Source organism: Actinomycetospora sp. CA-101289 (assembly GCF_050955895.1).
GTDB lineage: Bacteria > Actinomycetota > Actinomycetes > Mycobacteriales > Pseudonocardiaceae > Actinomycetospora.
The window spans coordinates 2,843,979-2,868,086 of the sequence record NZ_CP192093.1; the positions used below are offsets into that span (position 1 = coordinate 2,843,979).

Here is a 24,108-nt window from a genome sequence, read left to right on the forward strand (position 1 = left end):
TCCCGCACGACGCCGTCCCGCGGGTTGCGCGCCGTCCTCGTCGTCGGTCCGCGTGCCCACCTCGCGACGTCGCGGGGACCTCGGCTCGTCCGGCGGCACCGCGATCGGTCCGGTGGCCGCGTCCGGCGCCGGGTCACGCGCGGGCCGGCGAGCGACGGGCTCCACGGCCCCGGACCGGGCGTGCCGATCCGGTGGCCGGGAGGAGGTCACGCCGCCATCTTCGCCGGGACCCCGCCCCGCGCCGGACCTGGGGGGAGGTCGAGGTGGGGGCTTTCCTGGCACCCAACGCCAGCGTGGCCGCCACGCTGGCACAAGGCGCGCGAGAAGGAAGGCGGCTCAGCCGCCCGGGGAGGCGAGCTTGCCGCCGAGGCGCGTCACCTTCTCGGGCGCCTTGTTCGCCAGCTTCATGAACACCTCGCCCGCGCGGGCCCGGACCAGCGAGCCGTGGCCGAACTTGCGCGAGAGGCCCCGCTTGTCGCCGGGCAGGCGGTGGTGCACGGGCGCCTCGGTCGACTCCGGCTCCGAGAGCGTCCGGCCGATCACCATGCGCTGGATCTCGCTGGTGCCCTCGAAGATCGTGTAGAGCTTGGCGTCGCGGTACCACTTCTCGACCGGCAGGTCGTCGACGTAGCCCCAGCCGCCGCAGGTCTGGACCGCCTGCTCGGCGGCGCGCACGGCGACCTCCGAGGCCTTGAGCTTGGACATCGAGCCCTCGCCGACCTGGAACGGGACGCCGTTGGCGGCCATCCACGACGCGCGCCAGGTCAGCAGGCGGGCGGCGTCGATGTCGGCGGCGAGGTCGGCCAGGGGGAACGAGACGCCCTGGTTGCCGATGATCGGGCCGCCGAACGCCTCGCGGCCCCGCGCGTAGTCGCACGCGTACTCGAAGGCCGCCCGTGCCACGCCCAGCGCCATCGCGGCGACCATCGGACGGGTCTGCTCGAACGTGCCGAGCGCCGCGGGCTTGCCCTCGCCGCGCCGGGCCTTGTCCAGCTTGTGCTCGAGCTTGTCCTCGCCGCCGAGCAGCTGGTCGGCGGGGATGCGGCAGTTGTCGAACTTCAGCTCGGCGGTGTGCGACGCCCGGTGCCCGAGCTTGCGCAGCCGCCGGACCTGCTCCATGCCCGGGGTCTCCTTGGGCACGACGAACATCGCCTGGCCCTTGGTGCCCAGCTCGGGGTCGACGACGGCGTTGACGATCGTGACGTCGGCGATCCCGCCGTTGCCGATCCAGATCTTCTCGCCGTCGAGCACCCACGAGTCGCCGTCCTTGCGGGCGCGGGTCTGCAGGTTGGCGACGTCGCTGCCGCCCTGGGGCTCGGAGACGGCGAGGGCGGCGAGCTTGATGTCGCCCGGCTCGCCGAACATCTCCGGCGCCCAGCGGACCAGCTGCTCGGGGGTCCCGGCCTGGTTGAGCGCCGAGAGCGCCAGGGCCGGCAGGACGACGGTCAGCCCGATGCCCGCGCAACCCCAGAAGATCTCCTCCAGGAACAGCGGCAGCGAGAGCCCGGTGGGGTCGGAGATGAGGTCGGCGTAGAACAGCGGGCTGTAGAAGCCGTCCTGGGCCGCCCGGTCGACGATGTCCCAGGGGCACTCCTCGGCGGCGTCGTACTTGGCCGCCGCCGGGCGGATCACCTCCTCGGCGAAGGTGTGGGCGCGGCGGACCAGCTCGTGGTGGGCCGGGGTCAGCTCGAGCGTGAAGCTCATCGGGGGACTCCCTGCCGCCGCTGGGTCGTCTCGACCACCGGGCACCTCCTGTTGCTCGCGACCGTTGCTCCACCGTGATGTTGTCGTCAGGTACCGCGTACCGCAAGTACCGAAACAACACACCGGAGCCCGGGGCGGCCCGGGAGCAGCTCAGTGCCGGACGAGCCCGATCGGGTTGCCGGGCGGGAACGCGTGCCCGGCCACGACGGCGTCGACCAGCGGCACGAGCAGGTGCGCGAGGCGGTCGGTGCGCTCCCGGCCGAGGGCCGCCCAGGGCCGCGCCGCGAGCCGGTCGGTGGCGGCCTCGATCTCCGCGTGCCCCGCCTGCCCCGCCTCGGTGAGCCGGTCGGCGTCGTCGAGCCAGCCGCGCTCGCGCAGCTCCCGCGCGCCCGCGGCCCAGGCGTCGTCGTCGAACCGTCGCGCCTGACGGGTCGTCGAGCCGTTGAGCTCCCCGGCGGCGGCCTTGAGGCGGTGCGCGGCGACCGGGCCGAGGCCGCTCGCGACGAGCACGGCCACGTGGCCGTCGCCCCGGTGCTCGCGCAGCGTCGTCGCGGCCTGCCACAGGGCGCGGACCGGCTCGTCGGGGCGGGGGAGCGCCTGGTTCGCTGCGCCGAGCACGCGGCCCTCGGTGTCGGCGGCATCCGCGGCCTCGCCGGCCAGCGCGGCGGCCTCGGCCACCTCCGGCTGGTGCGCCACCTGCTCCCCGAGCAGCCGGTGCAGCGCGGCGCCGGCCCCGGCGGAGCGCGCGGTCAGGCAGCGGGCGGGATCGGCGAGATCCCAGGCGTCGGGCAGCGCGCGCTCGAGGCGCAGGCGGTGGAAGCCGTGGAAGCACGCGTGCGCGACCTCCGGACCCACCGCGCCCAGGGGCGCGGCCCGCTGGGCGGCGTAGGCCATCCAGAACCCGCGCAGTCCGACGGCGTCGGACGCCGTGCGGGCCTCCACGGTGAAGTAGGTGACCGCGTGCAGCGGTTCGAGCAGGCTCCACAGGCGCCGGGCGTCGTCCACGGGCAGGATCGTCCTCGTGTCCGCGGCTTGCCGCAGCATCGAACACGTGTTCGAATGGTGGGCGTGCGGTGGGACGAGCAGAAGGTCGCGAGCGGGCCCGAGGAGCTGCCGGGCATGCCCGCGCTCAAGGGCCTGGTGCGGAGCGTCCGGACGCCGGAGTTCGCCGGGATCACCTTCCACGAGGTGCGGGCGCGCTCGGTGCTCAACCGGGTGCCCGGGGCGTCGCCGATGCCCTTCGGCTGGACGGTCAACCCGTACCGCGGCTGCAGCCACGCCTGCACCTACTGCCTCGGCCCGGACACCCCCGTGCTGATGGTCGACGGCACCAGCGTGCGCCTCGCCGACGTCCGCGTGGGCGACCTGGTGGTGGGCACCGCGATGCGCGGCGACGCGCGCAGCCTCGTCCCGACCCCGGTGCACGCGGCGTGGACCACGACGAAGCAGGCCTGGCGGGTGCGCCTGGCCGACGGCACCGTGCTCGTAGCCAGCGCCGACCACCGCTTCCTCACGCCCCGCGGCTGGGTGCACGTGCGGCCCGAGGGGTGCGCGGGCGACGCGCGGCCGCACCTGGTGGTCGGCGACGCGCTGGTCGGGGCCGAGACCCTCGCCGACGAGGCCTTCCGCCGGCCGGGCGAGGCGCCCGTCGCGCCCCCGCCGCCGGGCGACGCGCCGGGCGGACGGACCGTCGCGGCGATCGAGGAGCTGCCCGGCGAGCGCCCGCTGTGCGACCTCACCACCGGCACCGGCGACTTCGTGGCCGACGGGGTGATCAGCCACAACTGCTTCGCGCGCAACACCCACACCTATCTCGACCTCGACGCGGGCGACGACTTCGACCGCCAGGTGGTGGTCAAGCTCAACGCGCCCGAGGTGCTGGCCCGCGAGCTGCGCGCCCCGCGGTGGGCCCGCGAGCACGTCGCGATGGGCAGCAACACCGACCCCTACCAGCGCGCCGAGGGCCGCTACGCCCTCATGCCCGGGATCATCCGCGCCCTCGGCGCGTCGGGCACGCCGTTCTCGATCCTCACCAAGGGCACGCTGCTGGCGCGAGACCTGCCCGAGCTCACGGCCGCGGCCCGCGACGTCCCGGTCGGCGTCGGGGTGTCGCTGGCCCTGCTCGACCCCGAGCTGCACCGCCGCGTCGAGCCGGGCACGCCAACGCCGCGCGCCCGGCTCGACCTCGTGCGGCGCATCCGCGACGCCGGCCTCCCGTGCGGCGTGTTCGTCGCGCCGGTGCTGCCCGGGCTCACCGACACCGACGAGGCCCTCGACGCCCTGCTCGGCGAGATCGCCGGCGCCGGCGCGAGCGGCGCCAGCGTCCTCGCGCTGCACCTGCGCCCCGGGACGCGCGAGTGGTTCCACGCCTGGCTCACCCGCGAGCACCCGGAGCTGATCGAGCGCTACGCCGCGCTCTACCGCCGCGGGGCCTACGTCGACGCGGTCTACCGGCGCGACCTCGCGGCTCGGGTCCGGCCGCTGCTCGAGCGCCACGGGCTCGCCGGCGGCGGGCACGCGATGGGCGGGCGCCAGGGGTACGGCGAGGGGATCGACGGCCGCGAGGGCAAGGGCGGCTGGCCCGACGGCGCGATGCCGCCGCCGGCGGTGCCCGCGGCGGTGGTCACGGCGCCGCCCGAGCAGCTCTCGTTGCTCTGAGCGGGAGCGCGCCCCACCGGGGCCGGGGGAGCGGAGTCGCCCCGACGCGGGCGGGGCGGGTGCGCGGGGAGGGGAACAGGCGCCGCGGATAACCTCGTCGGGTGTGCACCCGTGCACTGCTCGGTGCACACCCGACACCCCGCGACCCAGGAGCACCACCGCACCATGATGCGCACGCACCCCGCCGGCACGCTGCGCGCCGAGCACGTCGGCGCCACCGTCACCCTCGCCGGATGGGTGGCCCGCCGCCGCGATCACGGCGGGGTCGTGTTCATCGACCTGCGCGACGCGTCCGGGATCGTCCAGGTGGTCTTCCGCCTCGGCGACGTCGCCGAGGAGTCGCACCGGCTGCGCGCCGAGTTCTGCGTCCAGATCGTCGGCGTCGTCGAGCAGCGCCCGGCCGGCAGCGAGAACGCGGAGCTGGCCACCGGCGGCGTCGAGGTCAGCGCCACCGCGCTCACCGTGCTCTCGGAGTCCGCGCCGCTGCCCTTCCCCCTCGACGAGCACGGTGAGGTCGGCGAGGACGTCCGCCTGCGCCACCGCTACCTCGACCTGCGCCGCGAGGGCCCGGCGTCGGCGCTGCGGCTGCGCAGCCGCGCCAACAAGATCGCCCGCGACGTGCTGTCCGACCGCGAGTTCGTCGAGGTCGAGACCCCGACCCTGACCCGCTCGACCCCCGAGGGCGCCCGCGACTTCCTCGTCCCGGCGCGCCTGCGGCCCGGGTCCTGGTACGCGCTGCCGCAGAGCCCGCAGCTGTTCAAGCAGCTGCTCATGGTCTCCGGGCTCGAGCGCTACTTCCAGATCGCGCGCTGCTACCGCGACGAGGACTTCCGCGCCGACCGCCAGCCCGAGTTCACGCAGCTCGACATCGAGGCGAGCTTCGTCGACCAGGACGACGTCATCGCCCTGGGCGAGGCCGTGATCGGGGCGCTGTGGTCAGAGCTCGCCGGCTACACGATCTCCACGCCGATCCCGCGGATCCCGTACCTCGAGGCGATGGCCCGCTACGGCTCGGACAAGCCCGACCTGCGCTTCGACCTCGAGCTCACCGAGCTCACCGCCTACTTCGCGGACACCCCGTTCCGCGTGTTCCAGGCGCCCTACGTCGGCGCCGTCGTCATGCCCGGCGGGGCGTCGCAGCCGCGCCGCACGCTCGACGGCTGGCAGGAGTGGGCCAAGCAGCGCGGCGCCAAGGGCCTCGCCTACGTCCTCGTCGGCGAGGACGGCACGCTCACCGGCCCGGTGGCCAAGAACATCACCGACGCCGAGCGCGAGGGCCTCGCGAAGGCGGCGGGCGCGAACCCGGGCGACTGCATCTTCTTCGGCGCCGGCGAGCCGCCCGCGGCCCGCGCGCTGCTCGGCGCCGCCCGCGGCGAGATCGCCCGCCGCCTCGACCTCATCCCCGAGGGCTCGTGGTCGTTCGTGTGGGTCGTCGACGCCCCGCTGTTCGAGCGCGCCGGGTCGACCGACGACGTCGCGGTCGGCTCGGGGACGTGGACCGCGGTGCACCACGCGTTCACCTCGCCCACCCCGGAGTGGATCGACCGCTTCGAGGACGACCCGGAGCACGCGCTGGCCTACGCCTACGACCTCGTCTGCAACGGCAACGAGATCGGCGGGGGGTCCATCCGTATCCACCGCCGCGACGTGCAGGAGCGGGTCTTCGCCCTCATGGGCCTGAGCCCCGAGCAGCAGCAGGAGAAGTTCGGCTTCCTGCTCGACGCGTTCGCCTACGGCCCGCCCCCGCACGGCGGCATCGCGTTCGGCTGGGACCGCATCTGCGCGCTGCTCGCCGGGGTCGACTCGATCCGCGAGGTCATCGCGTTCCCCAAGACCGGCGGCGGGTACGACCCGCTGACGGCCGCCCCGGCGCCGATCACGGCGCTGCAGCGCAAGGAGGCGGGCGTCGACGCTCCGGCACCCGGGACACAGACGAAGCCGGCGGCGCCGGTGAAGCCGCCCGAGCGCCCGGTGCAGTGACCGGTCCCGGGCACACCGTGGGGGGAGTGGACCGGTGATCCGGTTGCGGGTGCTGTGCCCCGAGGAGGACGAGGGCGTCGTCGAGTGCGTGCTCGAGGTCCTCGCCGCCGAGCCGGGCGCGGTGCACGTCGTGCGCCTGCGCGGCGCGGCGGTCGACCCGCCGGGCGACGTCGTCGAGGCCGACCTCGCCCGCGAGTCGGTCGACGAGGTGCTCGGGGCCCTGCGCGAGCTGGGATGCGTGCGCCGGGGCGGGGTGGTGCTCGAGACCCTGGACACCGTGATCTCCGACGCCGCCGACCGCGCCGAGGAGGCCGCGCCCGGCGAGGGCGTCGACGCGATCGTGTGGGACGAGCTGCTCGCGCGCACCGGGCAGGGCGCCCGGCTGTCGGTCACGTTCGTGATCATGCTGACGATCGCGTGCCTGCTCGCTGCGATCGGCGTCGTCACCAACTCCCCGGTCACCGTCGTCGGCGCGATGGTGCTCGGGCCCGAGTTCGGGCCGCTGGCGGCGCTGGCCGTGGCGCTGGTGCGCCGCGACGGCTCGCTCGCCCGCACCGCGGGGCTGGCGCTGGGCGCGGGGTTCGCGATCGCCGTGGCCGTGACGGCGCTCGGCGCGTCCGGGGCCGCGGGCGTCGACCTCATCCCGGAGGACGCGCTCACCAACCTCTCGGGCGTCGCCTTCATCTACCAGGTCGGCCCGTTCTCGCTGCTCGTGGCGCTGCTGGCCGGGGTCGCGGGCATGGTCGCGCTGATCGCGGGCGAGAACACCGGGGTGCTGGTGGGCGTGTTCATCTCGGTCACGACGGTGCCCGCCGCGGGCTTCGCGGCGGTCGCGGTGGTGCTCGGCGACTGGATCCGCGCGGCGAGCTCACTGCTGCAGCTGGCCGTCAACGTCGCGGGCGTCGTGCTCGCCGGCGTGGTCGTCCTCGTCGTCGTCCGGGCCTCCCGGCAGCGACGCGGCCTGCCCGAATCCCTCCCTTCGGCGCCGAGCGACCGGTAGAGTCCCTCGGCTGATGGCTCCCCTGACGACGGACGACGCCGGCACCTCCGACGGTCGTGCCCCCGACGCGGACCGTTCCGGCGACCTCGCCCGAGTCGTCGGACTGGCCGAGGACGTGCTCACGCGGCGCCACGGCGCGACGGTGCGGCTGGCCGATCCGGTGGACCTCGGCGGCAGCGCGCGCTCGCTCGTGGTGCGGGTGCGCGTGGCCGAGGACCCCTTCTCGCTGCCCCGCACGCTGGTGCTCAAGCACTACCTCGACGAGCCCGGCACCGGCGAGCAGAGCACCGACCGCTTCCGCTACGAGGCCGCGTCCTGCCAGCTGCTCACCGCCATGCCCGCCGAGGACCGGGCGAGCCCGATGCTCGTGGCCAACGACCCGACGCACCGGCTGCTCGTGCTCGAGGACCTCGGGCGCTGCTCGACGCTGGCCGACCGCCTGCACGAGCCCGACCCCAAGGCCGCCGAGCGAGCGTTGCTGGGCTGGGCGCGTTCGCTGGGGCGGATGCAGGCGGCGACGGCGGGCCGCGAGGACGACTTCCGGGCCTTGCTGCGCCGCTTCGGGGAGCGCGCCTGGCGCGACCCGCTGGCCGACGACGCCCGCGCCGCCTTGGCCCAGGTGCCCGACCAGCTCGCCCAGCTGCTGCGCGTCGAGGCCGCCCCCGCCGCGGTCACCGAGGCGCGCACGGCGGCGCGGCTGCTCGGGGGGTCGGGCTACCGCGCGTTCAGCCCCGCGGAGATCCGCCCGGACAACTGCCTGCTCACCGGCAGCGGCGCCCGGTTCCTCGACTTCGAGTGGGGCTGCTTCCGCGACGTCGCCCTCACCGCGGCCACCCTGCGCCTGCCGCTGCCGAGCGGCGGCAAGGCCCGCGCGCAGCCGGCGGGCATGGCCGAGGCGATGGTCGCGGCCTGGCAGGCCGAGATCACGCCCGTGTGGACCGACATGGCCGACCCCGACGTGCTGCGCGAGCGGGTGCTGCAGGCCGAGGTGCTCTGGGTGTGGCTCTCCACCCGCGCCCTGCTGCCCATCGTCGTCGGCGCCCGGCACGCCGGCCCGGCGGCGCGCGTCGTCGTGGCCGACCCGGGCGAGGACGCGCCCGCGGTGCTCAGCGCGCTGTGGCGGCGCCTCGGCGTCGACGCCGGGCAGGCCGGCCTGGTGGCCGTCGCCGAGCTCGCCGCGGCCGTCGTCGGGGCGCTCGGGCGCCACGGCGGGGAGGCCGTCCTGCCGCCCTACCCGGCGTTCCGAAGGGTCTGAGGCCCGACGCGCGTCAGGCCGCGAGCAGCCGCGCGCGGTGCACGAACGCGTCGGCCGCCGGCCCCGACCAGTCCAGCGCGCCCGCCGCGCGCAGCGACTCCGCGTCGAGGCGTCCGGTCAGCAGCAGCAGCAGCCCGCCGGGGTCGATCTCGACGGCGTCGACGGTGTCGCCGTCGGCGGGGACGACGTGGCCGTGGCTGACGTGCACGGCGCGGTCGTCGCCGGCGCGCACCGCCAGGCGCAGGGTGGCGTCGTCGGCGCCCACCGCGGCGACCAGCAGGCGGGGCAGCACGCGCAGGACGAGCCGGCACGCCTCGCGGGCGGCGGGCTCGTGGTCGCGCAGGTCGGCCGGGGCGCCGAGGGCCGCGGTGAGGTCGTGGACGTGCAGGCACATGTCGAGGCACTGGGCGCCGAGCACCGGGTCGCCCGCGACGCGGTCGGCGAGCTGGGCGACGGCCCGGTGCCGCGCGGCCCCGAGGGCGGCGCGCAGCGTGTCCGGTCCGGCGTAGTGCACCCCGGTGAGGTGGACCGCGAGCTCGGCGACGTCGGCGGGCCCCGGGCCGGCCCCGGGCAGCGTGCGCGCCCAGTCACCCGGGGCGAGCGCGCGCACGTTCGCGTCGGCCACGTCCCAGAGACCCAGCAGGGCCCTCGTCGCGTCCTCCACCGCTCACCGCCCGGGGTTGTCACGTCGCGTCGTGGAGAGGACACTATGTGATCCACACCACACGAGCAACGGATCCCCTGGCCCCCGGGACCCTGTCCAGGGGGCCGTCATGGGCGAGTGCGAACCCCGGAACTTCCTGCGGCCGTGCCTGCTGCTGCTCCTGCACGAGCGCCCCGCGCACGGCTACGATCTGGTGGAGCGCCTCCACGCGTCGCTGATCGACGACACCGACGCCGGCGGCGTCTACCGCACGCTGCGGTCGTTCGAGCGCGAGGGACTGGTCCGCTCGACGTGGAGCATCCCGGCCACCGGCCCCGCGCGGCGCACCTACGCGCTGACCGGGGCCGGGGCGGAGAACCTGCGGCGCCAGGTCGAGACCCTGGAGGCCACCCACCAGCTCCTGCACTCGTTCCTCGGGCGCTGCGGGCGGGCGATGGGGACGGAGGCGACCTCGTGACCGGGCCCCTGGGCTGCGAGGGCCCCGTCTGCATCACGTGCTCCGACCAGGCCGTCCGCGTCACGGTGCTCGCCCTGCACCCCGACGGCACCGCCCGCGTCGACACCGGGGCCGGCGAGGAGGAGGTGTCGGTCGCCCTCGTGGACGCCGCGGTCGGCGACGTCGTGCTGGTGCACGCCGGGGAGGCGATCGCGGCGCTGGGCCCGCCGTGACCGTCGCGCACGGACGCCGCGTCCGGGTGCACCTCGCGGTCACCGGGATCGTGCAGGGCGTCGGGTTCCGGCCCTTCGTCCACGGGCTCGCCGCCCGGCTCGCGCTCGACGGGTACGTCGGCAACGACGCCTCCGGTGTCGTGGCCGAGGTCGAGGGCGCGCCCGGAGCGGTCGAGGCGTTCGTCGCCGCGCTGCGCGCGAACCCGCCGCCGCTGGCCGTCGTGGAGAGCGTGCACCGCGCCGCGGTGGCCCCGACCGGAGCGCCGGGCTTCCTCATCGTCGCCAGCGGGACGGGCGCCGGCGGACCGCGCACGATGGTCTCGGCCGACACCGCCCCGTGCGCGGACTGCCTCACCGAGCTGGACGACCCGACCGACCGCCGCCACCGGCACCCCTTCATCTCCTGCACCAACTGCGGTCCGCGCTTCAGCATCGTGTGCGACGTCCCCTACGACCGGGCGACCACGACGATGGCCGGCTACGCCCTGTGCCCGGAGTGCGCGGCGGAGTACCACGACCCCGCGGACCGCCGCTTCCACGCCCAGCCCGTGTGCTGCCACGACTGCGGGCCGACCCTGCGCCTCGACGGGGCGCCGGACGACGTCCTCCCACGGGCGGCGGCGCGGCTGCGGCGCGGGGAGATCCTCGCGGTGAAGGGGCTCGGGGGCTACCACCTCGCGGTGCGGGCCGACGACGCCGACGCCGTCGCCCGCCTGCGCGCGGCCAAGCACCGCGAGGACAAGCCGTTCGCGGTGCTCGCGGCCGACCTGGACGCGGCGACGGAACTGGTCGTGCTCGACCCGGACGTCGCGGGCGCGCTGACCTCGCGGCAGCGGCCGATCGTGCTGGTCCCGCGCCGCGCGGGGGCCGCCGTCGCCCCCGCGGTGGCCCCGCGCACCGCCGAGCTCGGCGTCCTGCTCCCGCCGACCCCGCTGCACCGCCTGCTCGCCGCCGACGTCGGCGTGCCGCTCGTCCTGACCAGTGGCAACGTCTCCGACGAGCCGATCGCCCACCGGGACGACGACGCCCGGCAGCGGCTGGCACCTCTCGTCGACGGCTTCCTGACCCACGACCGCGCCATCCGCACCCGCGTGGACGACTCGGTGGTGCGCGTCGCCCGCCGGCGACTCCTGCCGGTGCGCCGGGCGCGGGGGTACGCCCCCGAGCCGGTGGCCCTGGGGTTCCCCGTCGACCGCCCGGTCCTCGCCTGCGGGGGTGAGCAGAAGGTGACGATCGCCCTGGCCACGGGACGGCGGGCGTTCCTCTCGGCGCACCTCGGCGACCTCGAGAACCTGCCGACCCTGCGCGCCTACACCGACGCGGTCACCCACCTCGGTCGCCTCTTCGACGTCGTGCCGGAGGTCGTCGCGCACGACCTGCATCCCGAGTACCTGTCGACGAAGTACGCACGGGACCGGGACGACCTCGAGGCGGTCGGCGTCCAGCACCACCACGCCCACGTCGCGGCGTGCCTGGCCGAGCACGGCTGGGGCCCCGACGACCCGCCGGTGCTGGGCGTGGCCTTCGACGGCACCGGCTGGGGCCCCGACGGGACGATCTGGGGCGGGGAGCTGCTGCTGGCGTCGCTGCGCTCGGCGCGGCGGGTCGGGCACCTCGAGACGGTCGGTCTGCCCGGCGGGGCGGCCGCGGTCCGCGCGCCGTGGCGGATGGCGGCCGCGTGGCTCGGCGCGTCCGGGTCGGACCTCGCGGTCGCCCGGCGCCAGGAGCGCTGGGACACGGTGGCGGCGCTCGCCCGGTCGGCGTCGACGCTGCGGACCTCCAGCGCCGGGCGGCTGTTCGACGCCGTCGCGGCCGTGCTGGGTGTCCGGGAGACCACCACCTACGAGGGCCAGGCCGCGGTGGAGCTGGAGCAGTGCGTCGACCCCGCCGAGCGCTCGGCGTACCCGGTGGGCGAGGCGATCGACGGCGTGATCCCGGTCGGGGACCTCGTGGCGGCGGTGGTCGCCGACGTGCGGGCGGGCGTCGGCCGGGGCCGTGTCGCCGCGCGCTTCCACCACGGTCTCGCCGACGCCACGGTCCGCGCGACGCTCGACGCGGCCGCCGAGCACGGCGTGACGACCGCGGCCCTGTCCGGCGGGGTGTTCGTCAACCTCGTCCTGCTCGAGCGCGTCCGCACGGGGCTCGAGGCCGCCGGCCTCGAGGTCCTGGTGCACGAGCGCGTCCCCTGCACCGACGGCGGCCTGAGCCTCGGGCAGGCCGCCGTCGCCGCGTGCGTCCCCTCACCGACAGCCCCCTCACCGACAGCCCCCTGACGACGGAGGTCGACCGATGACGACGACGCTGACCCGGGAGGACGCCGTGGCGGCGTTCGCCCGCCGGACACCGGCCACCACGGCGCTGGCCGAGGAGGCCGAGCGCATCGCCGACGCCTGCCACGCGATGGCCGAGCGCTTCGCCCGCGGCGGGCGATTGATCACCTTCGGCAACGGCGCAGCGGCCGCGGACGCCGCGCACCTCGCCGTCGAGTTCGTCCACCCGGTGATCGTGGGCAAGCGCGCACTCCCGGCGGTCTCGCTGGTCACGGACCCCGCGACCCTGACCGGGATCGCCCGGCGCTCCGGCTTCGAGGACACCTTCGCCGCCCCCCTGCGCGCCCAGGCCCGCCCCGACGACATCGCCGTCGGCATCTCCGTCGACGGGCGGTGCCCGAACGTGGCCCGCGCCCTCGGTGAGGCCCACGATCACGGCCTGCTCGCCGTGGCGCTGGTCGGCGGGGAGGGTGGTGCGGTGGCCGCGCTCGCCGCCGAACGCCCGACCCCGCGCCTCGACCACCTGCTGCGCGTCCGGTCCACCGACCCCTTCGTGGTCAAGGAGATGCACGTGACGATGTACCACGTGCTGTGGGAGCTGGCGCACGTGTTCCTCGAGCGGGGGACCGCGCGGTGAGCGGGATCGAGTCGCTCTACCCGTTCCTCTACGCGGACGGGGACGACGGGCAGTCCGTCGAGCAGGTCTTCGCCGAGGTCCGCCGCTCGACGCGGGAGAAGGTGTCGGAGATCGCCGCGCTGCGCGAGCAGGTGCTGGCCACCTACGCCGACGCCCTCGTCGCCTGCGCGGGCGCGATGGCGGTGGCGTTCGCCGCGGGCGGGCGGTTGTTCTCGTTCGGGAACGGCGGCAGCAGCACCGACGCGCAGGCGGTCGCCGAGATGTTCTCCGCCCCCGGGGACCCGGGCGCGGGCCTGCCCGCGATCGCCCTGACCGCCGACGTCGCCGTGCTCACGGCCCTGTCCAACGACGTGTCGTTCGAGGTGGTCTTCGCCCGCCCGCTCGCCGCGTCCGGAGGGCCCGGCGACATCGCCCTCGGGTTGTCCACCAGCGGGAACTCGTCGAACGTGCTGCGCGCGTTCGCGCAGGCGCGCCGGCAGGGCATGCTCACGGTCGGGCTGGCCGGGTACGACGGCGGCCGGATGGCCGAGGTCGACACGATCGACCACCTGTTCGTCATGCCCTCGTCGTCGGTGCACCGCATCCAGGAGGCCCAGACCACCGTCTACCAGGTGCTCGGTGAGCTCACCCTCCGGGCGGTCTCTGGGACGTCGGCGCCGAGACACTGAGCGGGGGGCCCACGAAGTCGAGCCCGCCGACACGGGCCGCCTCCTCGAGTGCCTCGGCGTCGTGGGGACCGGTCGCCCGCCGGTCGTACGCGAGGAAGAACTCCTCCAGTCCCGACGGGGCGGTGACCACGAGCAATCGTCCGGTCCCCGCACCGGTGTTCTGGAACGTGTGGGGCGTGCCGCGGGGGCCGAAGGCGAGGCCGCCCGTCGGCTGGTGGACCAGCTCGTCCCCCAGGAGGAACCGGAACTCGCCCTCGAGCACGTACCACAGCTCGTGCTCGCGCCGGTGCACGTGCACACCCGGCCCCTCGCCGGACTCCATGACGAGCTCGAAGACCGAGAGGGTCCCTCCGGTGCCGGTGGCGTCGAGCTTGACCGTGCCGGAGGCCCGGGTGGGCAGGACGAACGGCGCTCCGCCGCCGGAAGCGACGGCGGTCGGCGCAGGTCCTCCCGACATCAGCTGCCCTGGTCGCCCGGCCCGAGGTCCGGGCTCCCCGGGGTCACCGACGGGTTCGGCTCGACGCCGTCGGCGTCGTGGGAGTCCCCGCTCCCGTAGGGACGTCCCGCGCCCTTCGTGCCCTCGCGGTCGGACCCCCGCTCCTCCTCGGCCTCGCGGGCGATGTCCTCGGCGCGGGCACTGAGGCTCTCGCCGACCCCGAGGGGGGCCTTCGGGCGCGTCTCGGTGTCCTTCATCCCCTCGGCCTCCTCACGCGAGGGCTCGCGGCCCGGGCCCGGGGGCGGGGCGTTCGAGGCGTCGAACGCCCTCGTGGCGCCTTGCTCGGATTCCTTCATGTCGGCCTCCTTCGGCCTACGGCCTCAGCAGATGCGCGGGAGGGGGTCGCCGACGAGCATGTCGACGATGCGGGTGCCGCCGAACGCGGTGCGCAGGAGCACCAGCCCGGGTGGGTCGTCGGCGACGTGCCCGATGACGGCGGCACCGTCGCCGAGCGGGTGCGCGCGGAGCGCGGCCATGACCGCGTCGGTGCGGGACGCGTCGACCACGGCGACCAGGCGGCCCTCGCAGGCGACGTAGAGCGGATCGATCCCGAGCAGCTCGGACGCGCCGGTGACGACCTCGCGCACGGGCACCGAGGCCTCGTCGACCACCACCGCGACCTGCGACGCCGTGGCGATCTCGTTGAGGATGGTCGCGACCCCGCCGCGGGTCGCGTCGCGCAGCACCCGCACCCCGTCGCCGGCGGCGTCGAGGAGACCGGCGGTGAGCTCGTTCAGCGGAGCGGTGTCGGAGGACAGGTCGGCCTCGATGTCGAGCTCGCCGCGGGCGAGCATGATCGTGATGCCGTGGTCGCCGAGCGGCCCGGAGACGATGACGGCGTCGCCCGGCCGGGCGGCGGTGGCGCTCAGCGTGACCGGCCGCTCCAGGACGCCGACCCCGGCGGTGGTGATGAAGCAGCCGTCGGCCTTGCCGCGCGGGACGACCTTGGTGTCCCCGGTGACGATCTGCACCCCGGCCGCCGCGGCCGCGCGGGCCATCGAGCCGGCGATCCGCCGCAGGTCGGCGACCGGGAAGCCCTCCTCGAGGATGAACCCCGCCGAGAGGTGCAGCGGGCGTGCTCCGCACATCGCGAGGTCGTTGACCGTGCCGTTCACGGCGAGGTCGCCGATGTCCCCGCCGGGGAAGAACAGGGGCGAGACGACGTAGGAGTCGGTGGTGAACGCCAGCCGCGCCTCGCCCACCTGCAGGGACGCTCCGTCCTCGAGCTGCTCGAGGACGGGGTTGCGGAAGGCCTCGACGAACACGGCGTCGATGAGGGTGTGGGTCGCCTTGCCGCCGGCGCCGTGGGCGAGGGTGATCCGCTCCTCGCGCACGCGGGGCCGGCGCCGCCGGGCCCGCTCGATGCGCTCGAGGACCTGCTCCTCGCTGCGCAGGTGCTCGGCGCCGGCATGCGTCGCCACGGCCTCCTCGGCCCAGCCGGCGTGGACCGTGGCGCCGTTCGGGGGGGTGCGGTGGATGCTCATCGCCGCACCACCGGGTCCGCGAGCATCGTCGTGCCGCCGGCGCGGACGCGGTCGCGGCTGAACCGCCCGAAGTTGTAGTAGGCCGCGCAGGCGCCCTCGGAGGACACCATGCAGGTGCCGATCGGCGTCTCGGGAGTGCACGCGGTGCCGAAGACCTTGCACTCCCACGGCTCGAGGACGCCCTTGAGCACCTCGCCGCACTGGCACGCCTTGGGGTCGGCGACGCGCACCCCCGGGACCTGGAAGATCCGTTCGGCGTCGAACCGCGCGTACTCCGCGCGCACCTGCATGGCGGACTGCGAGATGAACCCGAGGCCGCGCCACTCGAAGTACGGCCGGAGCTCCATCACCTCGCCGATGACCTCGAGCGCCCGCCGGTTGCCGTTCCAGGGCACCACCCGGCTGTACTGGTTCTCGACCTCGCAGCGGCCCTCGTGCAGCTGGAGCATCAGCTGGTGCACCGACTGCAGGATGTCGAGCGGTTCGAAGCCGGCGGTGACCAGTGGCTTGCCGTGGCGGGCCGCGATGAACTCGTAGGGCCGGCAACCGATCACGGTCGACACGTGGCCCGGGCCGAGGAAGCCGTCCAGGCGCAGGTCGGGGGAGTCCAGGATCGCCTTGATGGCCGGGATGATCGTGACGTGGTTGCAGAAGATCGAGAAGTTCTCGATCCCCTCGCGGGCCGCCCGCAGGACGGTCATCGCCGTGGACGGCGCGGTGGTCTCGAAGCCGATGGCCATGAACACCACGTGCTTGTCGGGGTTGTTGCGCGCGATCTTCAGGGCGTCGAGCGGGGAGTAGACCATCCGGATGTCGGCGCCGGCGGCCTTGGCGTCGAAGAACGATCCGTCGCCGCCGGGCACGCGCATCATGTCGCCGAACGCGGTCATGATCACGTCGGGTTCCTGCGCGATCGCGATCGCGTCGTCCACCCGCCCCATCGGCAGGACGCAGACCGGGCAGCCGGGGCCGTGCACGAGCCGGACCGACTCGGGCAGGTGGTCCTCGAGGCCGTGCTTGTAGATCGTGTGGGTGTGGCCGCCACAGACCTCCATGAAGGCGTAGCGGCGGCCGGGCTCGCACAGCTCGGCGATGCGCGCGGCCACCGACCGCGCCGTGTCGGCGTCGCGGAACTCGTCGACGAACTTCATCCCCTGGTCCCCTCTATCCGACGTCGGACTGGGCGAAGTCGGCGATCTCCTGGTCGAAGGCCGGCCCCATGTCGTGCAGCATCTGCAGCGCGGCCTGCGCCTCGGCCTCGTCGATCTTGGCCAGCGCGAAGCCGACGTGGATGAGGATCCAGTCGCCGACGGCCAGGTCCTCCTCCTCGGTGAGCAGGCCGACGTTGACCCGGCGCCGCACGCCGGCCACCGAGACCAGGGCGAGGTCGGTGTCGTCGGTCGCCATCTCCACGAGCTCCCCCGGGATGCCCAGGCACATCAGCCCACCTCCTGCTCGGCGCGGGCCGGTGCGTCCCGGTCCGCGAGCGTGATCGATGCGAGGACGAGGTCGTCGCCGTGGACGAGCTCGAGGTCGTGGCCGGCGCACGCCGGGCACGTGGTGATCAGTTCGCCGGCGGTGGCCTCCGCGGCGCAGGCGCGGCAGCGGACCACGACGGCGACCTCGACCACCTCGACCGCCGCGCCCTCCGCGACGCCGCCGTCGGCGATCATCGCGAAGGCCTGGTCGAACACGTCGCGGTCCAGGCGCTGGAGCGCGCCCACGTGCAGACACACCGCGTCGACGCTCCGTCCGGCCGCGCGCACGTCGACGGCCTCGAGGACCGAGGCGGCCACCCCGAACTCGTGCACGGCGCTACATCGCCCGCAGGCGCAGGTAGCGCTGCACGTCGTCGCGCTGCTCCCACGCGAACCACCCGACGCCGCCGAGCAGGCCCAGCAACAGGATCTTCTTGATCATCGACGGTCTCCCGACTCGGTGAAGGGACGGTGCTCGGTCAGGTGGGCGACGATCCGGCCGACGGTGCCGACCGCCTCGTCGACGGCGGTGGCCACGGGCGGGCTCAGGCCCATGCCGGCGCCGACCTCGGCGGGGACGCAGCCGAGGACGAGCACGCGGCGCACCCCGCCCGCGCCGACCCCGCGGGCCAGCGCGCCGACGAGCTCGAGGACGGCGTCGGGCTCCATGCCGTGCGGGTCGAAGGCCGCGTCGCCGGTGGTCGCGCCGAGATCGTGCTCGACGAGGTGCAGCGTGCCGGGTCCGCCGTCACCGGGGGCCGCGTCGACGACGAGGAGCACCTCGTAGCCGTCGAGCACCTGGTAGGCGAGGTGCATGCCGCGGATGCCGACGTCGACGACGTCCACCGACGCCGGCAGCGCGCCGGGGTCGGCGAGCAGGCGCCGGGCCACCTCGGAGCCGAAGCCGTCGTCGGAGAAGAAGACGTTGCCCACCCCGGCGACCAGGATCCTCATAACGGCACCGCCAGTTCCTCGGGGCGGAAGTAGCGGAAGCGCCCGTGGGTGGCCTGGAGGTCGGCGCCGGGGTCGTCGTCGATCGACACGGCGACGTGGGTGCCGCCGTCGACGTCGTGCAGCACCGCCTGGACGGTGGCCGCCGACCCGCGCAGGAAGACGTCCTGCGCGTCGCTGCCCCGCCCCGGCATGAGGATCACGGAGCTGCCGCGCGCGACCGGGTGCCCGTCGACGAACGTCTCGTCCGACTCCGGGTCGACCGAGGCGTCGGCGCCGGGGTCCCACCAGGGCGTCCCGGGGGTGGTGAGGGTGGGGATCTCGTCCGGAGCCCGGCCGTCCGGGCGGATCGCACCGTGCAGGCGCTCGAACATCGCCGGCCCCATCGCGTCGACCGCGTCGACGATGTGGGCGGCGCGGGGATCGGTGGCCCGGGCCTCGCGCTTCTCGTCGTCGGTCAGGGCGAGCGTGCGCAGCGCGAGGATCTCGTCGTTCTCGGTGCCGTCGAACAGGTTCGTCGGGCTCTCGGGGGCGAGCTGCGGGTGGTCCTCGAGGATGATCGGTGTGGCCAGCAGTAGCGAGCCGTCTCCGGGCGGTCCGGCCAGCACCGGCCAGCTGCGCGCGTTGACGCACGCCGCGACGGCGGGCGCGGCCCACTGCGGCGGGTCGGCGCTGGAGAGGAACGCGCCGCGGTCGAGGCCGAGCACGGTGTGTGCCGAGATCAGGGCGGTCCGCAGGGCCTCGCCGCGCGGGGTCGCCGGGTCGACGTCGGTGTCGTTGACGACGTCGACGCGCAGCCGCAGGCCTCCGTAGGGGCCGGGGAGCGGCGTGGTGGCGAGCACGACCCGGCCGGTCACGGCGTCGCTGCGACGGACGACGCGCGCCCGCAGCGTGCCCGTCGCGTCGCGGATCTCCTCCTCGGTCCGGGTCGCCGGCAGGGTCACGTCGACGGTCACCGGCGCGTCGGCCAGCGCGTCGAGCGCGACGGCGGCGTCGACCTGGCGCGGCACGCCCTCGTCCCAGGCGGTGTACGGGACGCCGTCGACCTCGAGGCGGTCGTGCTCGGCACCGTCGACGTCGACGACCGTGCGGCGCTGCAGGCCGAGGAAGCGCAGCCGCAGCCGCAGGGTGGCTCCGGCGCGCGGGTCGACGACGCACTCGGTGCGGCTGGCCGACGGCTCGGCGAGGGCGTCGGCGGTCGCCGGCGGGACGAGCACCCCGAACTGCCAGCGCAGCGCGTTCTTCTGCGCGGACGCGCGGTACGGGTAGAGCAGGTAGCCCTCGAAGAGGACGGCGTCGGCGACGGCGGCCACGGCGTCGAGGGGGTCCGTACTCATGACTCGTCGCCTGCGGCCGCGAGGAGAGCGGTGAACGTCTGCTCCCACGTGGGCAGCGCCCGCGCGGCGCGCCAGGCGCTCAGCGCGGTGAGCGTGTGCTCCGGGAGCCGCAGCCAGGCCATCCCGGCCTGGTGGGCGTCCATCATGGCGGTCCACACCGCCACCGGGAGCCGGAACGTCGCCTCCGAGTGCCACGGGACGAGCCCGATCTGGACGCCGGCGGGGGCCTCGTAGAACATCGTGCCGCTGAACAGCAGCCGCAGCGGCACGTCCTGCCCGGCGCCGCCCTCGCTGACCCCGCGGAAGTAGCGGGTGGTCGCGACGTCGGTGTCGAACGTCAGCGGGACCTCGAACACCACGGCGTGCTCGCCGGTGAACGAGCTGGTCACGGTCGAGACCGTCGCCAGCTGCATCGGGTTGAGCGTGCGGCCCCAGCGGGCCGGGTCGCCGAAGAGCTCGACGAGGCGTTCCTGCTGGTCGGGGGAGTAGCGACGGCTGGCGGGCTCGAGCCGGATCTGGGCGCGCAGGGCGAGGGCGTGCACGCGGGTGCCGGTGGTCTCGGTGACGGTGGTGTGCAGCCGCAGGGTCGGGCCGGCGGCCTGCGGGTCGTGGTCGGCGTGGGTCACCCCGAACCGGAACGAGGGCCCGGGCGCCGCGCGGGGGAAGGGGAGGGTCATCGCCGCTGTGCCCCCTCTCGCAGGGTCCGCACGTCGCGGGCCCGCGCACGGGCGTCGTCGAAGAAGCGGTCGATGTGGATCCACGCCTCGGCGCCGCCGTCGAAGCCCCGCCAGTGCCGTCGCACCAGCCCGACCAGGCGGTAGCAGGCGTCGACGGGCACGAGGAGGCACGCCGAGCGCCCGCCGTCGTGGCGGACGAGCAGCGCCTCGACGTCGGGCTCGAGCACCGCGCCGAGCCGGCCCGCGCCGACCCCGTCGTCGAACTCGGAGAGGTCGAGCTCGCTCTCGGTCGCCCCCGCGGGGCTCGGGTAGCAGGCGACCACGGTGTCGGTGCGGGTCGAGCGCAGGAAGAACGCCATCCCGACCGGGATCTGCAGGGCGTCCCACCGCTCGTCGGCCAGCGTGAACTCCGGGTCGTGCAGGTAGCGGTCGGGCACCGTGCGGTAGGCGGTGCCGGCCATCTCGCGGGTGCGGTCGACGAAGAGCAGCGCGCAGGGACGGCACGCGCACTTGAGCGACCGGCCGACGACGTCGACGAGGTGCGGGTGCTCGACCGCGACCTCGTTCCCGCACAGCTCGCAGCGCTCGACCGTCGGTGCCGGCTCGTCGACCCGCGGCGTGAGGAACCGGCGCAGGGACGCGGTCACGAGCCGGCCACCGAGCTGGGCGGCCGCACCCCGATCTGGAGCAGCGCCGGCCCGGCCGGCTCGGCGACGAATTCGACGGCGACGACCTCGGGCGCCAGCTCCGCGACCGCGGTGCGCACGACGTCGCGGACGGTGTCCGACGACGAGCCGCAGCCCGGGGCCAGCGCGACGTGGACGGTGCCGGTGTGGGTGTCGACGCGCGCCAGGCTGATGCCGGACCCGTGGTGCCCCAGGCGCCGTTTCGCCGTGTCGACCCCGTGGCCCACGCGGGTCGGCAGGTCGACGGGGTGCAGGTCGTGCAGGGCGAGCAGCGCCGCCACCAGCGGGTCCGCGGCGAGCCGGTGGACCAGCGTGTCGCCGGCGGCGAGCCGCGCGACGGTCACGATCTGTTCCAGCCCGGCCCCGTAGAACTGCATGAGCACGCGGACCAGGTCCTCGCCGACCTCCCGCTCCGGCGAGTCGGCGGGCAGGGCGTCGAGCAGCTCCGCGATGGTGGTGGCGACCGTCGTGGGGTCGAGGTCCTCGCTCGGGGGAGCCACGAGGGCCTACGGGAGGTTCAGCTGGGTCGGCGACGTCTCCCGGTGCAGCTGTTTCCCGTTGCCGAGGTACATGTGCACCCCGCACGGCAGGCAGGGGTCGAAGCTGCGCACCGCCCGCATGATGTCGATGCCCTTGAAGTCGTCCGGCCCGTTCTCCTCGAAGATCGGGGTGTTCTGCACCGCGTCCTCGTACGGACCCGGCGTGCCGAACTTGTCGCGCACGCTGCCGTTCCACGGCGTCGGGGGGTACGGGTGGTAGTTCGCGATCTTCCCGTCGCGCACGACCATGTGGTGCGAGAGCACGCCGCGCACGGCCTCGGTGAACCCGACGCTGACCGACTCGTCGGGGACGACGAACGACTCCCAGGTCTTGGTGTTGCCGCCGCGGACCTCGCCGAGCGCCTTCTCGAGGAAGTGCATGGCCGCCGCGGCCGCGTAGGCCTGGAAGTACGTGCGGGCCCGGTCGCGCTCGATGGCGTTCGAGAGCGGGCGGCCCTGCTTGTCCACCGGCGGCGTCCACGTGAACGTCTTCTCCGGCTTCGACACCGTCCGCGGGAGGTTGATCTCGACGCTGCCGCCGGTGGAGCGCACGTACCCGCCGGCGTCGACCAGCCCGGCGAGTGCGGTGACCCAGAGGCGGGGGAGCGGGCCGCCGCCGGTGTCCATGGCGAGGTGGTCGGTGCCGTCGAACCAGCGCGGCGACATCGTCCACGAGTACTTGTCGTCGAAGTCGCGCTTCTGCGGCGCCGGGATCGTGTGCTGGTTCCACGGGTGGTCCATCGAGACCGGGTTGCCGAGGGGGTCGCGGTCGACGAACTTCTCCTGGTCCTCCCAGCCGCGGTAGAACGAACTGCCGAGCAGGATGCGGATGCCGAGGTTGATGTCGACGAGGTCGGTGGTGACGAGCTTCCCGTCGACGATGACCCCGGGGGAGACGAACATCTTGCGTCCCCAGTTGGTCATGGTCTTGTAGTCGAAATCGCAGTGCTCGGGGTCGTTGAACGCGCCCCAGGAACCGATGATGACGCGCCGGCGCCCCACTTCCTCGTACCCGGGCAGCGCCTCGTACATGAAGTCGAACAGGTCGTCGTGCATCGGCACGACCCGCTTCATGAACTCGATGTACCACATGAGCCGCGTCATGTAGTCGGTGAAGAGCTGGATCGTCGCGACCGTGCCGACCCCGCCGGGATAGAGCGTCGACGGGTGGACGTGCCGGCCCTCCATCAGGCAGAACATCTCGCGCGTGTACCGCGAGACCTTCAGGGTCTCCCGGTAGAACTCCCCGGTGAACGGGTTGAGGGCCCGCATGATGTCGCCGATTGTGCGGAAGCCGTGGTCCTCGGCGTGCGGGCTCGGCGTGCGGTTGGCGAGCTCGAGCACTCCGGGATTGGTGTCCGCGACCATCTTCTCGCAGTAGTCGACGCAGGCGAGGTTGTCCTGGTAGAGGTTGTGGTCGAACATGTACTCGGCGGCCTCGCCGAGATTGATGATCCATTCTCCGAGGTGCGGCGGGCGCACCCCGTAGGCCATGTTCTGGTTGTACACCGAGCACGTCGCGTGGTTGTCCCCGCAGATCCCGCAGATCCGGCTCGTGATGAAGTGCGCGTCGCGCGGGTCCTTGCCCTTCATGAAGATGGAGTAGCCGCGGAAGATCGACGACGTCGAGTGGCACTCGGCCACGCGCTTCGCGGCGAAATCGATCTTCGTGTAGATGCCCAGGCTGCCGACGATCCGGGTGATCGGGTCCCAGGCCATCTCCACGAGGCCGGTCTTCTGGGCCGTGGTCGGCTTCGGTGCGGTGGCGGTCATGGCACGACCTCTCAGAACGCGGTGGGCTGGTAGCCGGTGCGCAGCTGCCGGCCCTTCGCACGCCAGCGCGGTTCCTTGTCGACGGTCCGCGCGGTGATGTCGCGCAGCTTGCGGATGACCACGCCGTAGGCACCGCTGGCGGCGCCGGAGACCTTGCTGCCGGGCGGGGCGTCCATGAACGGCATGAACTTGTCCGGGAAGCCGGGCATCGTGCAGCCGATGCAGATGCCGCCGACGTTGGGGCAGCCGCCGACGCCGTTGATCCAGCCGCGCTTGGGGACGTTGCACTTCACGACCGGGCCCCAGCACCCGAGCTTGACCAGGCACTCGGGCGAGCCGTACTCGGTGGCGAACTGGCCCTGCTCGTAGTAGCCGCCCCGGTCACAGCCCTCGTGGACCGTGGCGCCGAACAGCCAGGTCGGGCGGCCGGCCTCGTCGAGCGGGATCATCGGGGCGTCGCCCACGGCCTGGTAGAGCAGGTAGAGGATCGTCTCGGAGAGGTTGTCCGGGTGCACCGGGCAGCCGGGCACGTTGACGATCGGCAGGCCGGCCGAGGACTTCCAGTCCCAGCCCAGGTAGTCCGCGACGCCCATCGCGCCCGTCGGGTTGCCGGCCATGGCGTGGATGCCACCGTAGGTCGCGCAGGTGCCGACGGCGAGGATGCCGAGCGCCTTGGGGGCCAGCCGGTCGATCCACTCGCTGGTGGTCATCGGCTGCCCGGTGAGCGGGTCGTTCCCGAACCCGCACCAGTAGCCCTCGGGCTTGATCGACTCGTTGGGGATCGAGCCCTCGATGACCAGGACGAACGGCCCGTCGAGCTCGCCGCGCTCGGCCTTGAAGAACCAGTCGATGAACGACTGGCTGCCGCCGACCGGGCCGGACTCGAAGTCGATCAGCGGCCAGTGCACCGCGACCGTCGGCAGCCCGGGCAGGGCGCCGAGCGCGATCTCCTCGATGCTGGGCTGGGTGGCCGCGGTGAGCGCCACCGAGTCCCCGTCGCACGACAGGCCGGCGTTCATCCAGAGGATGTGCACGGTGGTGTCGCGGTGATCGGCGAACGTCGTCACGAGGTCCCCCAGCTGGTCGAGGGCGAGCCGACGGGTGGTGGACCGCCGGCAGGGGACGAGGCTGACAGCGACGATCGACCAGCGGTAAGTGACCCGATCACCTAGGTGCGCCGCC

The 24,108-nt window shown here is 74.5% G+C and carries 26 protein-coding genes; 9 read left to right on the forward strand and 17 right to left on the reverse strand.

Annotation, left to right across the window (positions count from 1 at the left end; genetic code table 11):
- Window positions 1-336: 336 nt before the first annotated feature.
- Entirely contained in the window at window positions 337-1,704 is a 1,368-nt protein-coding gene (locus ACQPX6_RS14165) for an acyl-CoA dehydrogenase family protein (protein ID WP_433787952.1), read from the reverse strand.
- Window positions 1,705-1,854: 150 nt separating this feature from the next.
- Complete coding sequence (locus tag ACQPX6_RS14170) at window positions 1,855-2,709, reverse strand: SCO6745 family protein (RefSeq protein WP_433787953.1); 855 nt, start codon at window positions 2,707-2,709, stop codon at window positions 1,855-1,857.
- A gap of 54 nt (window positions 2,710-2,763) precedes the next feature.
- On the opposite strand from ACQPX6_RS14170, the gene ACQPX6_RS14175 reads away from it, so the two are divergent.
- From ACQPX6_RS14175 to ACQPX6_RS14190, 4 genes are all read left to right on the forward strand, one after another.
- Entirely contained in the window at window positions 2,764-4,362 is a 1,599-nt protein-coding gene (locus ACQPX6_RS14175; protein WP_433787954.1) for an Rv2578c family radical SAM protein, read from the forward strand.
- Between the two features lie 165 nt (window positions 4,363-4,527).
- Window positions 4,528-6,342 (forward strand): aspartate--tRNA ligase, encoded by a 1,815-nt coding sequence (gene aspS, locus ACQPX6_RS14180; protein ID WP_433788266.1) that lies wholly within the window; start codon window positions 4,528-4,530, stop codon window positions 6,340-6,342.
- A 34-nt stretch (window positions 6,343-6,376) separates the two neighbouring features.
- Complete coding sequence (locus ACQPX6_RS14185) at window positions 6,377-7,342, forward strand: DUF389 domain-containing protein (protein ID WP_433787955.1); 966 nt, start codon at window positions 6,377-6,379, stop codon at window positions 7,340-7,342.
- A 13-nt stretch (window positions 7,343-7,355) separates the two neighbouring features.
- The gene (locus ACQPX6_RS14190) at window positions 7,356-8,597 is read left to right on the forward strand and encodes a hypothetical protein (RefSeq protein WP_433787956.1); all 1,242 of its coding nucleotides are present in this window, start codon (window positions 7,356-7,358) and stop codon (window positions 8,595-8,597) included.
- Window positions 8,598-8,610: 13 nt separating this feature from the next.
- On the opposite strand, the gene ACQPX6_RS14195 is transcribed toward ACQPX6_RS14190, so the two are convergent.
- The gene (locus tag ACQPX6_RS14195; RefSeq protein ID WP_433787957.1) at window positions 8,611-9,261 is read right to left on the reverse strand and encodes a hypothetical protein; all 651 of its coding nucleotides are present in this window, start codon (window positions 9,259-9,261) and stop codon (window positions 8,611-8,613) included.
- A 109-nt stretch (window positions 9,262-9,370) separates the two neighbouring features.
- Here ACQPX6_RS14195 and ACQPX6_RS14200 point away from each other — a divergent pair, with 109 nt between their 5' ends.
- The 5 genes from ACQPX6_RS14200 to ACQPX6_RS14220 are packed head-to-tail and all read left to right on the forward strand — an operon-like array spanning window position 9,371 to window position 13,505.
- The gene (locus ACQPX6_RS14200; protein WP_433787958.1) at window positions 9,371-9,718 is read left to right on the forward strand and encodes a helix-turn-helix transcriptional regulator; all 348 of its coding nucleotides are present in this window, start codon (window positions 9,371-9,373) and stop codon (window positions 9,716-9,718) included.
- Window positions 9,715-9,930 (forward strand): HypC/HybG/HupF family hydrogenase formation chaperone, encoded by a 216-nt coding sequence (locus tag ACQPX6_RS14205; RefSeq protein ID WP_433787959.1) that lies wholly within the window; start codon window positions 9,715-9,717, stop codon window positions 9,928-9,930. Before ACQPX6_RS14200 ends, ACQPX6_RS14205 begins: the two co-directional genes overlap by 4 nt.
- On the forward strand, window positions 9,927-12,203 hold the full coding sequence (gene hypF, locus ACQPX6_RS14210; RefSeq protein WP_433787960.1) for a carbamoyltransferase HypF: 2,277 nt from the start codon (window positions 9,927-9,929) through the stop codon (window positions 12,201-12,203). Before ACQPX6_RS14205 ends, hypF begins: the two co-directional genes overlap by 4 nt.
- A 16-nt stretch (window positions 12,204-12,219) precedes the next feature.
- Window positions 12,220-12,837: a D-sedoheptulose-7-phosphate isomerase gene (locus ACQPX6_RS14215; protein WP_433787961.1), complete on the forward strand. Its 618-nt coding sequence runs from the start codon at window positions 12,220-12,222 to the stop codon at window positions 12,835-12,837.
- Complete coding sequence (locus tag ACQPX6_RS14220) at window positions 12,834-13,505, forward strand: D-sedoheptulose-7-phosphate isomerase (protein ID WP_433787962.1); 672 nt, start codon at window positions 12,834-12,836, stop codon at window positions 13,503-13,505. The genes ACQPX6_RS14215 and ACQPX6_RS14220 overlap by 4 nt, the downstream gene beginning before the upstream one ends.
- On the opposite strand, the gene ACQPX6_RS14225 is transcribed toward ACQPX6_RS14220, so the two are convergent.
- From ACQPX6_RS14225 to ACQPX6_RS14290, 14 genes are all read right to left on the reverse strand, one after another.
- Complete coding sequence (locus ACQPX6_RS14225) at window positions 13,462-13,962, reverse strand: cupin domain-containing protein (protein WP_433787963.1); 501 nt, start codon at window positions 13,960-13,962, stop codon at window positions 13,462-13,464. The two genes, ACQPX6_RS14220 and ACQPX6_RS14225, sit on opposite strands and share 44 nt — an antisense overlap.
- Window positions 13,962-14,297: a hypothetical protein gene (locus ACQPX6_RS14230; RefSeq protein WP_433787964.1), complete on the reverse strand. Its 336-nt coding sequence runs from the start codon at window positions 14,295-14,297 to the stop codon at window positions 13,962-13,964. Before ACQPX6_RS14230 ends, ACQPX6_RS14225 begins: the two co-directional genes overlap by 1 nt.
- Before the next feature lie 24 nt (window positions 14,298-14,321).
- Window positions 14,322-15,395, reverse strand: coding sequence for a hydrogenase expression/formation protein HypE (gene hypE / locus ACQPX6_RS14235; RefSeq protein ID WP_433788267.1), 1,074 nt, complete (start codon window positions 15,393-15,395; stop codon window positions 14,322-14,324).
- A gap of 86 nt (window positions 15,396-15,481) precedes the next feature.
- Window positions 15,482-16,636: a hydrogenase formation protein HypD gene (gene hypD / locus ACQPX6_RS14240; protein ID WP_433787965.1), complete on the reverse strand. Its 1,155-nt coding sequence runs from the start codon at window positions 16,634-16,636 to the stop codon at window positions 15,482-15,484.
- 13 nt (window positions 16,637-16,649) lie between these two features.
- Entirely contained in the window at window positions 16,650-16,925 is a 276-nt protein-coding gene (locus ACQPX6_RS14245) for a HypC/HybG/HupF family hydrogenase formation chaperone (RefSeq protein ID WP_433787966.1), read from the reverse strand.
- Window positions 16,925-17,296: a hydrogenase/urease maturation nickel metallochaperone HypA gene (locus tag ACQPX6_RS14250; RefSeq protein ID WP_433787967.1), complete on the reverse strand. Its 372-nt coding sequence runs from the start codon at window positions 17,294-17,296 to the stop codon at window positions 16,925-16,927. The genes ACQPX6_RS14245 and ACQPX6_RS14250 overlap by 1 nt, the downstream gene beginning before the upstream one ends.
- 4 nt (window positions 17,297-17,300) lie before the next feature.
- Window positions 17,301-17,405, reverse strand: a complete 105-nt coding sequence (locus ACQPX6_RS14255; RefSeq protein WP_433787968.1) for a DUF6893 family small protein — start codon at window positions 17,403-17,405, stop codon at window positions 17,301-17,303.
- Window positions 17,402-17,917, reverse strand: coding sequence for a hydrogenase maturation protease (locus tag ACQPX6_RS14260; RefSeq protein ID WP_433787969.1), 516 nt, complete (start codon window positions 17,915-17,917; stop codon window positions 17,402-17,404). The genes ACQPX6_RS14255 and ACQPX6_RS14260 overlap by 4 nt, the downstream gene beginning before the upstream one ends.
- Window positions 17,914-19,251, reverse strand: coding sequence for a hypothetical protein (locus tag ACQPX6_RS14265; protein WP_433787970.1), 1,338 nt, complete (start codon window positions 19,249-19,251; stop codon window positions 17,914-17,916). Before ACQPX6_RS14265 ends, ACQPX6_RS14260 begins: the two co-directional genes overlap by 4 nt.
- Entirely contained in the window at window positions 19,248-19,928 is a 681-nt protein-coding gene (locus ACQPX6_RS14270; protein WP_433787971.1) for a DUF6084 family protein, read from the reverse strand. Before ACQPX6_RS14270 ends, ACQPX6_RS14265 begins: the two co-directional genes overlap by 4 nt.
- Window positions 19,925-20,575, reverse strand: coding sequence for a DUF5947 family protein (locus tag ACQPX6_RS14275; protein ID WP_433787972.1), 651 nt, complete (start codon window positions 20,573-20,575; stop codon window positions 19,925-19,927). Before ACQPX6_RS14275 ends, ACQPX6_RS14270 begins: the two co-directional genes overlap by 4 nt.
- Window positions 20,572-21,114, reverse strand: coding sequence for a NifU family protein (locus tag ACQPX6_RS14280; protein ID WP_433787973.1), 543 nt, complete (start codon window positions 21,112-21,114; stop codon window positions 20,572-20,574). Before ACQPX6_RS14280 ends, ACQPX6_RS14275 begins: the two co-directional genes overlap by 4 nt.
- Window positions 21,115-21,120: 6 nt before the next feature.
- On the reverse strand, window positions 21,121-22,926 hold the full coding sequence (locus ACQPX6_RS14285) for a nickel-dependent hydrogenase large subunit (RefSeq protein ID WP_433787974.1): 1,806 nt from the start codon (window positions 22,924-22,926) through the stop codon (window positions 21,121-21,123).
- Between the two features lie 11 nt (window positions 22,927-22,937).
- Complete coding sequence (locus tag ACQPX6_RS14290; RefSeq protein WP_433788268.1) at window positions 22,938-23,945, reverse strand: hydrogenase expression protein HypE; 1,008 nt, start codon at window positions 23,943-23,945, stop codon at window positions 22,938-22,940.
- Between the last annotated feature and the right edge of the window lie 163 nt (window positions 23,946-24,108).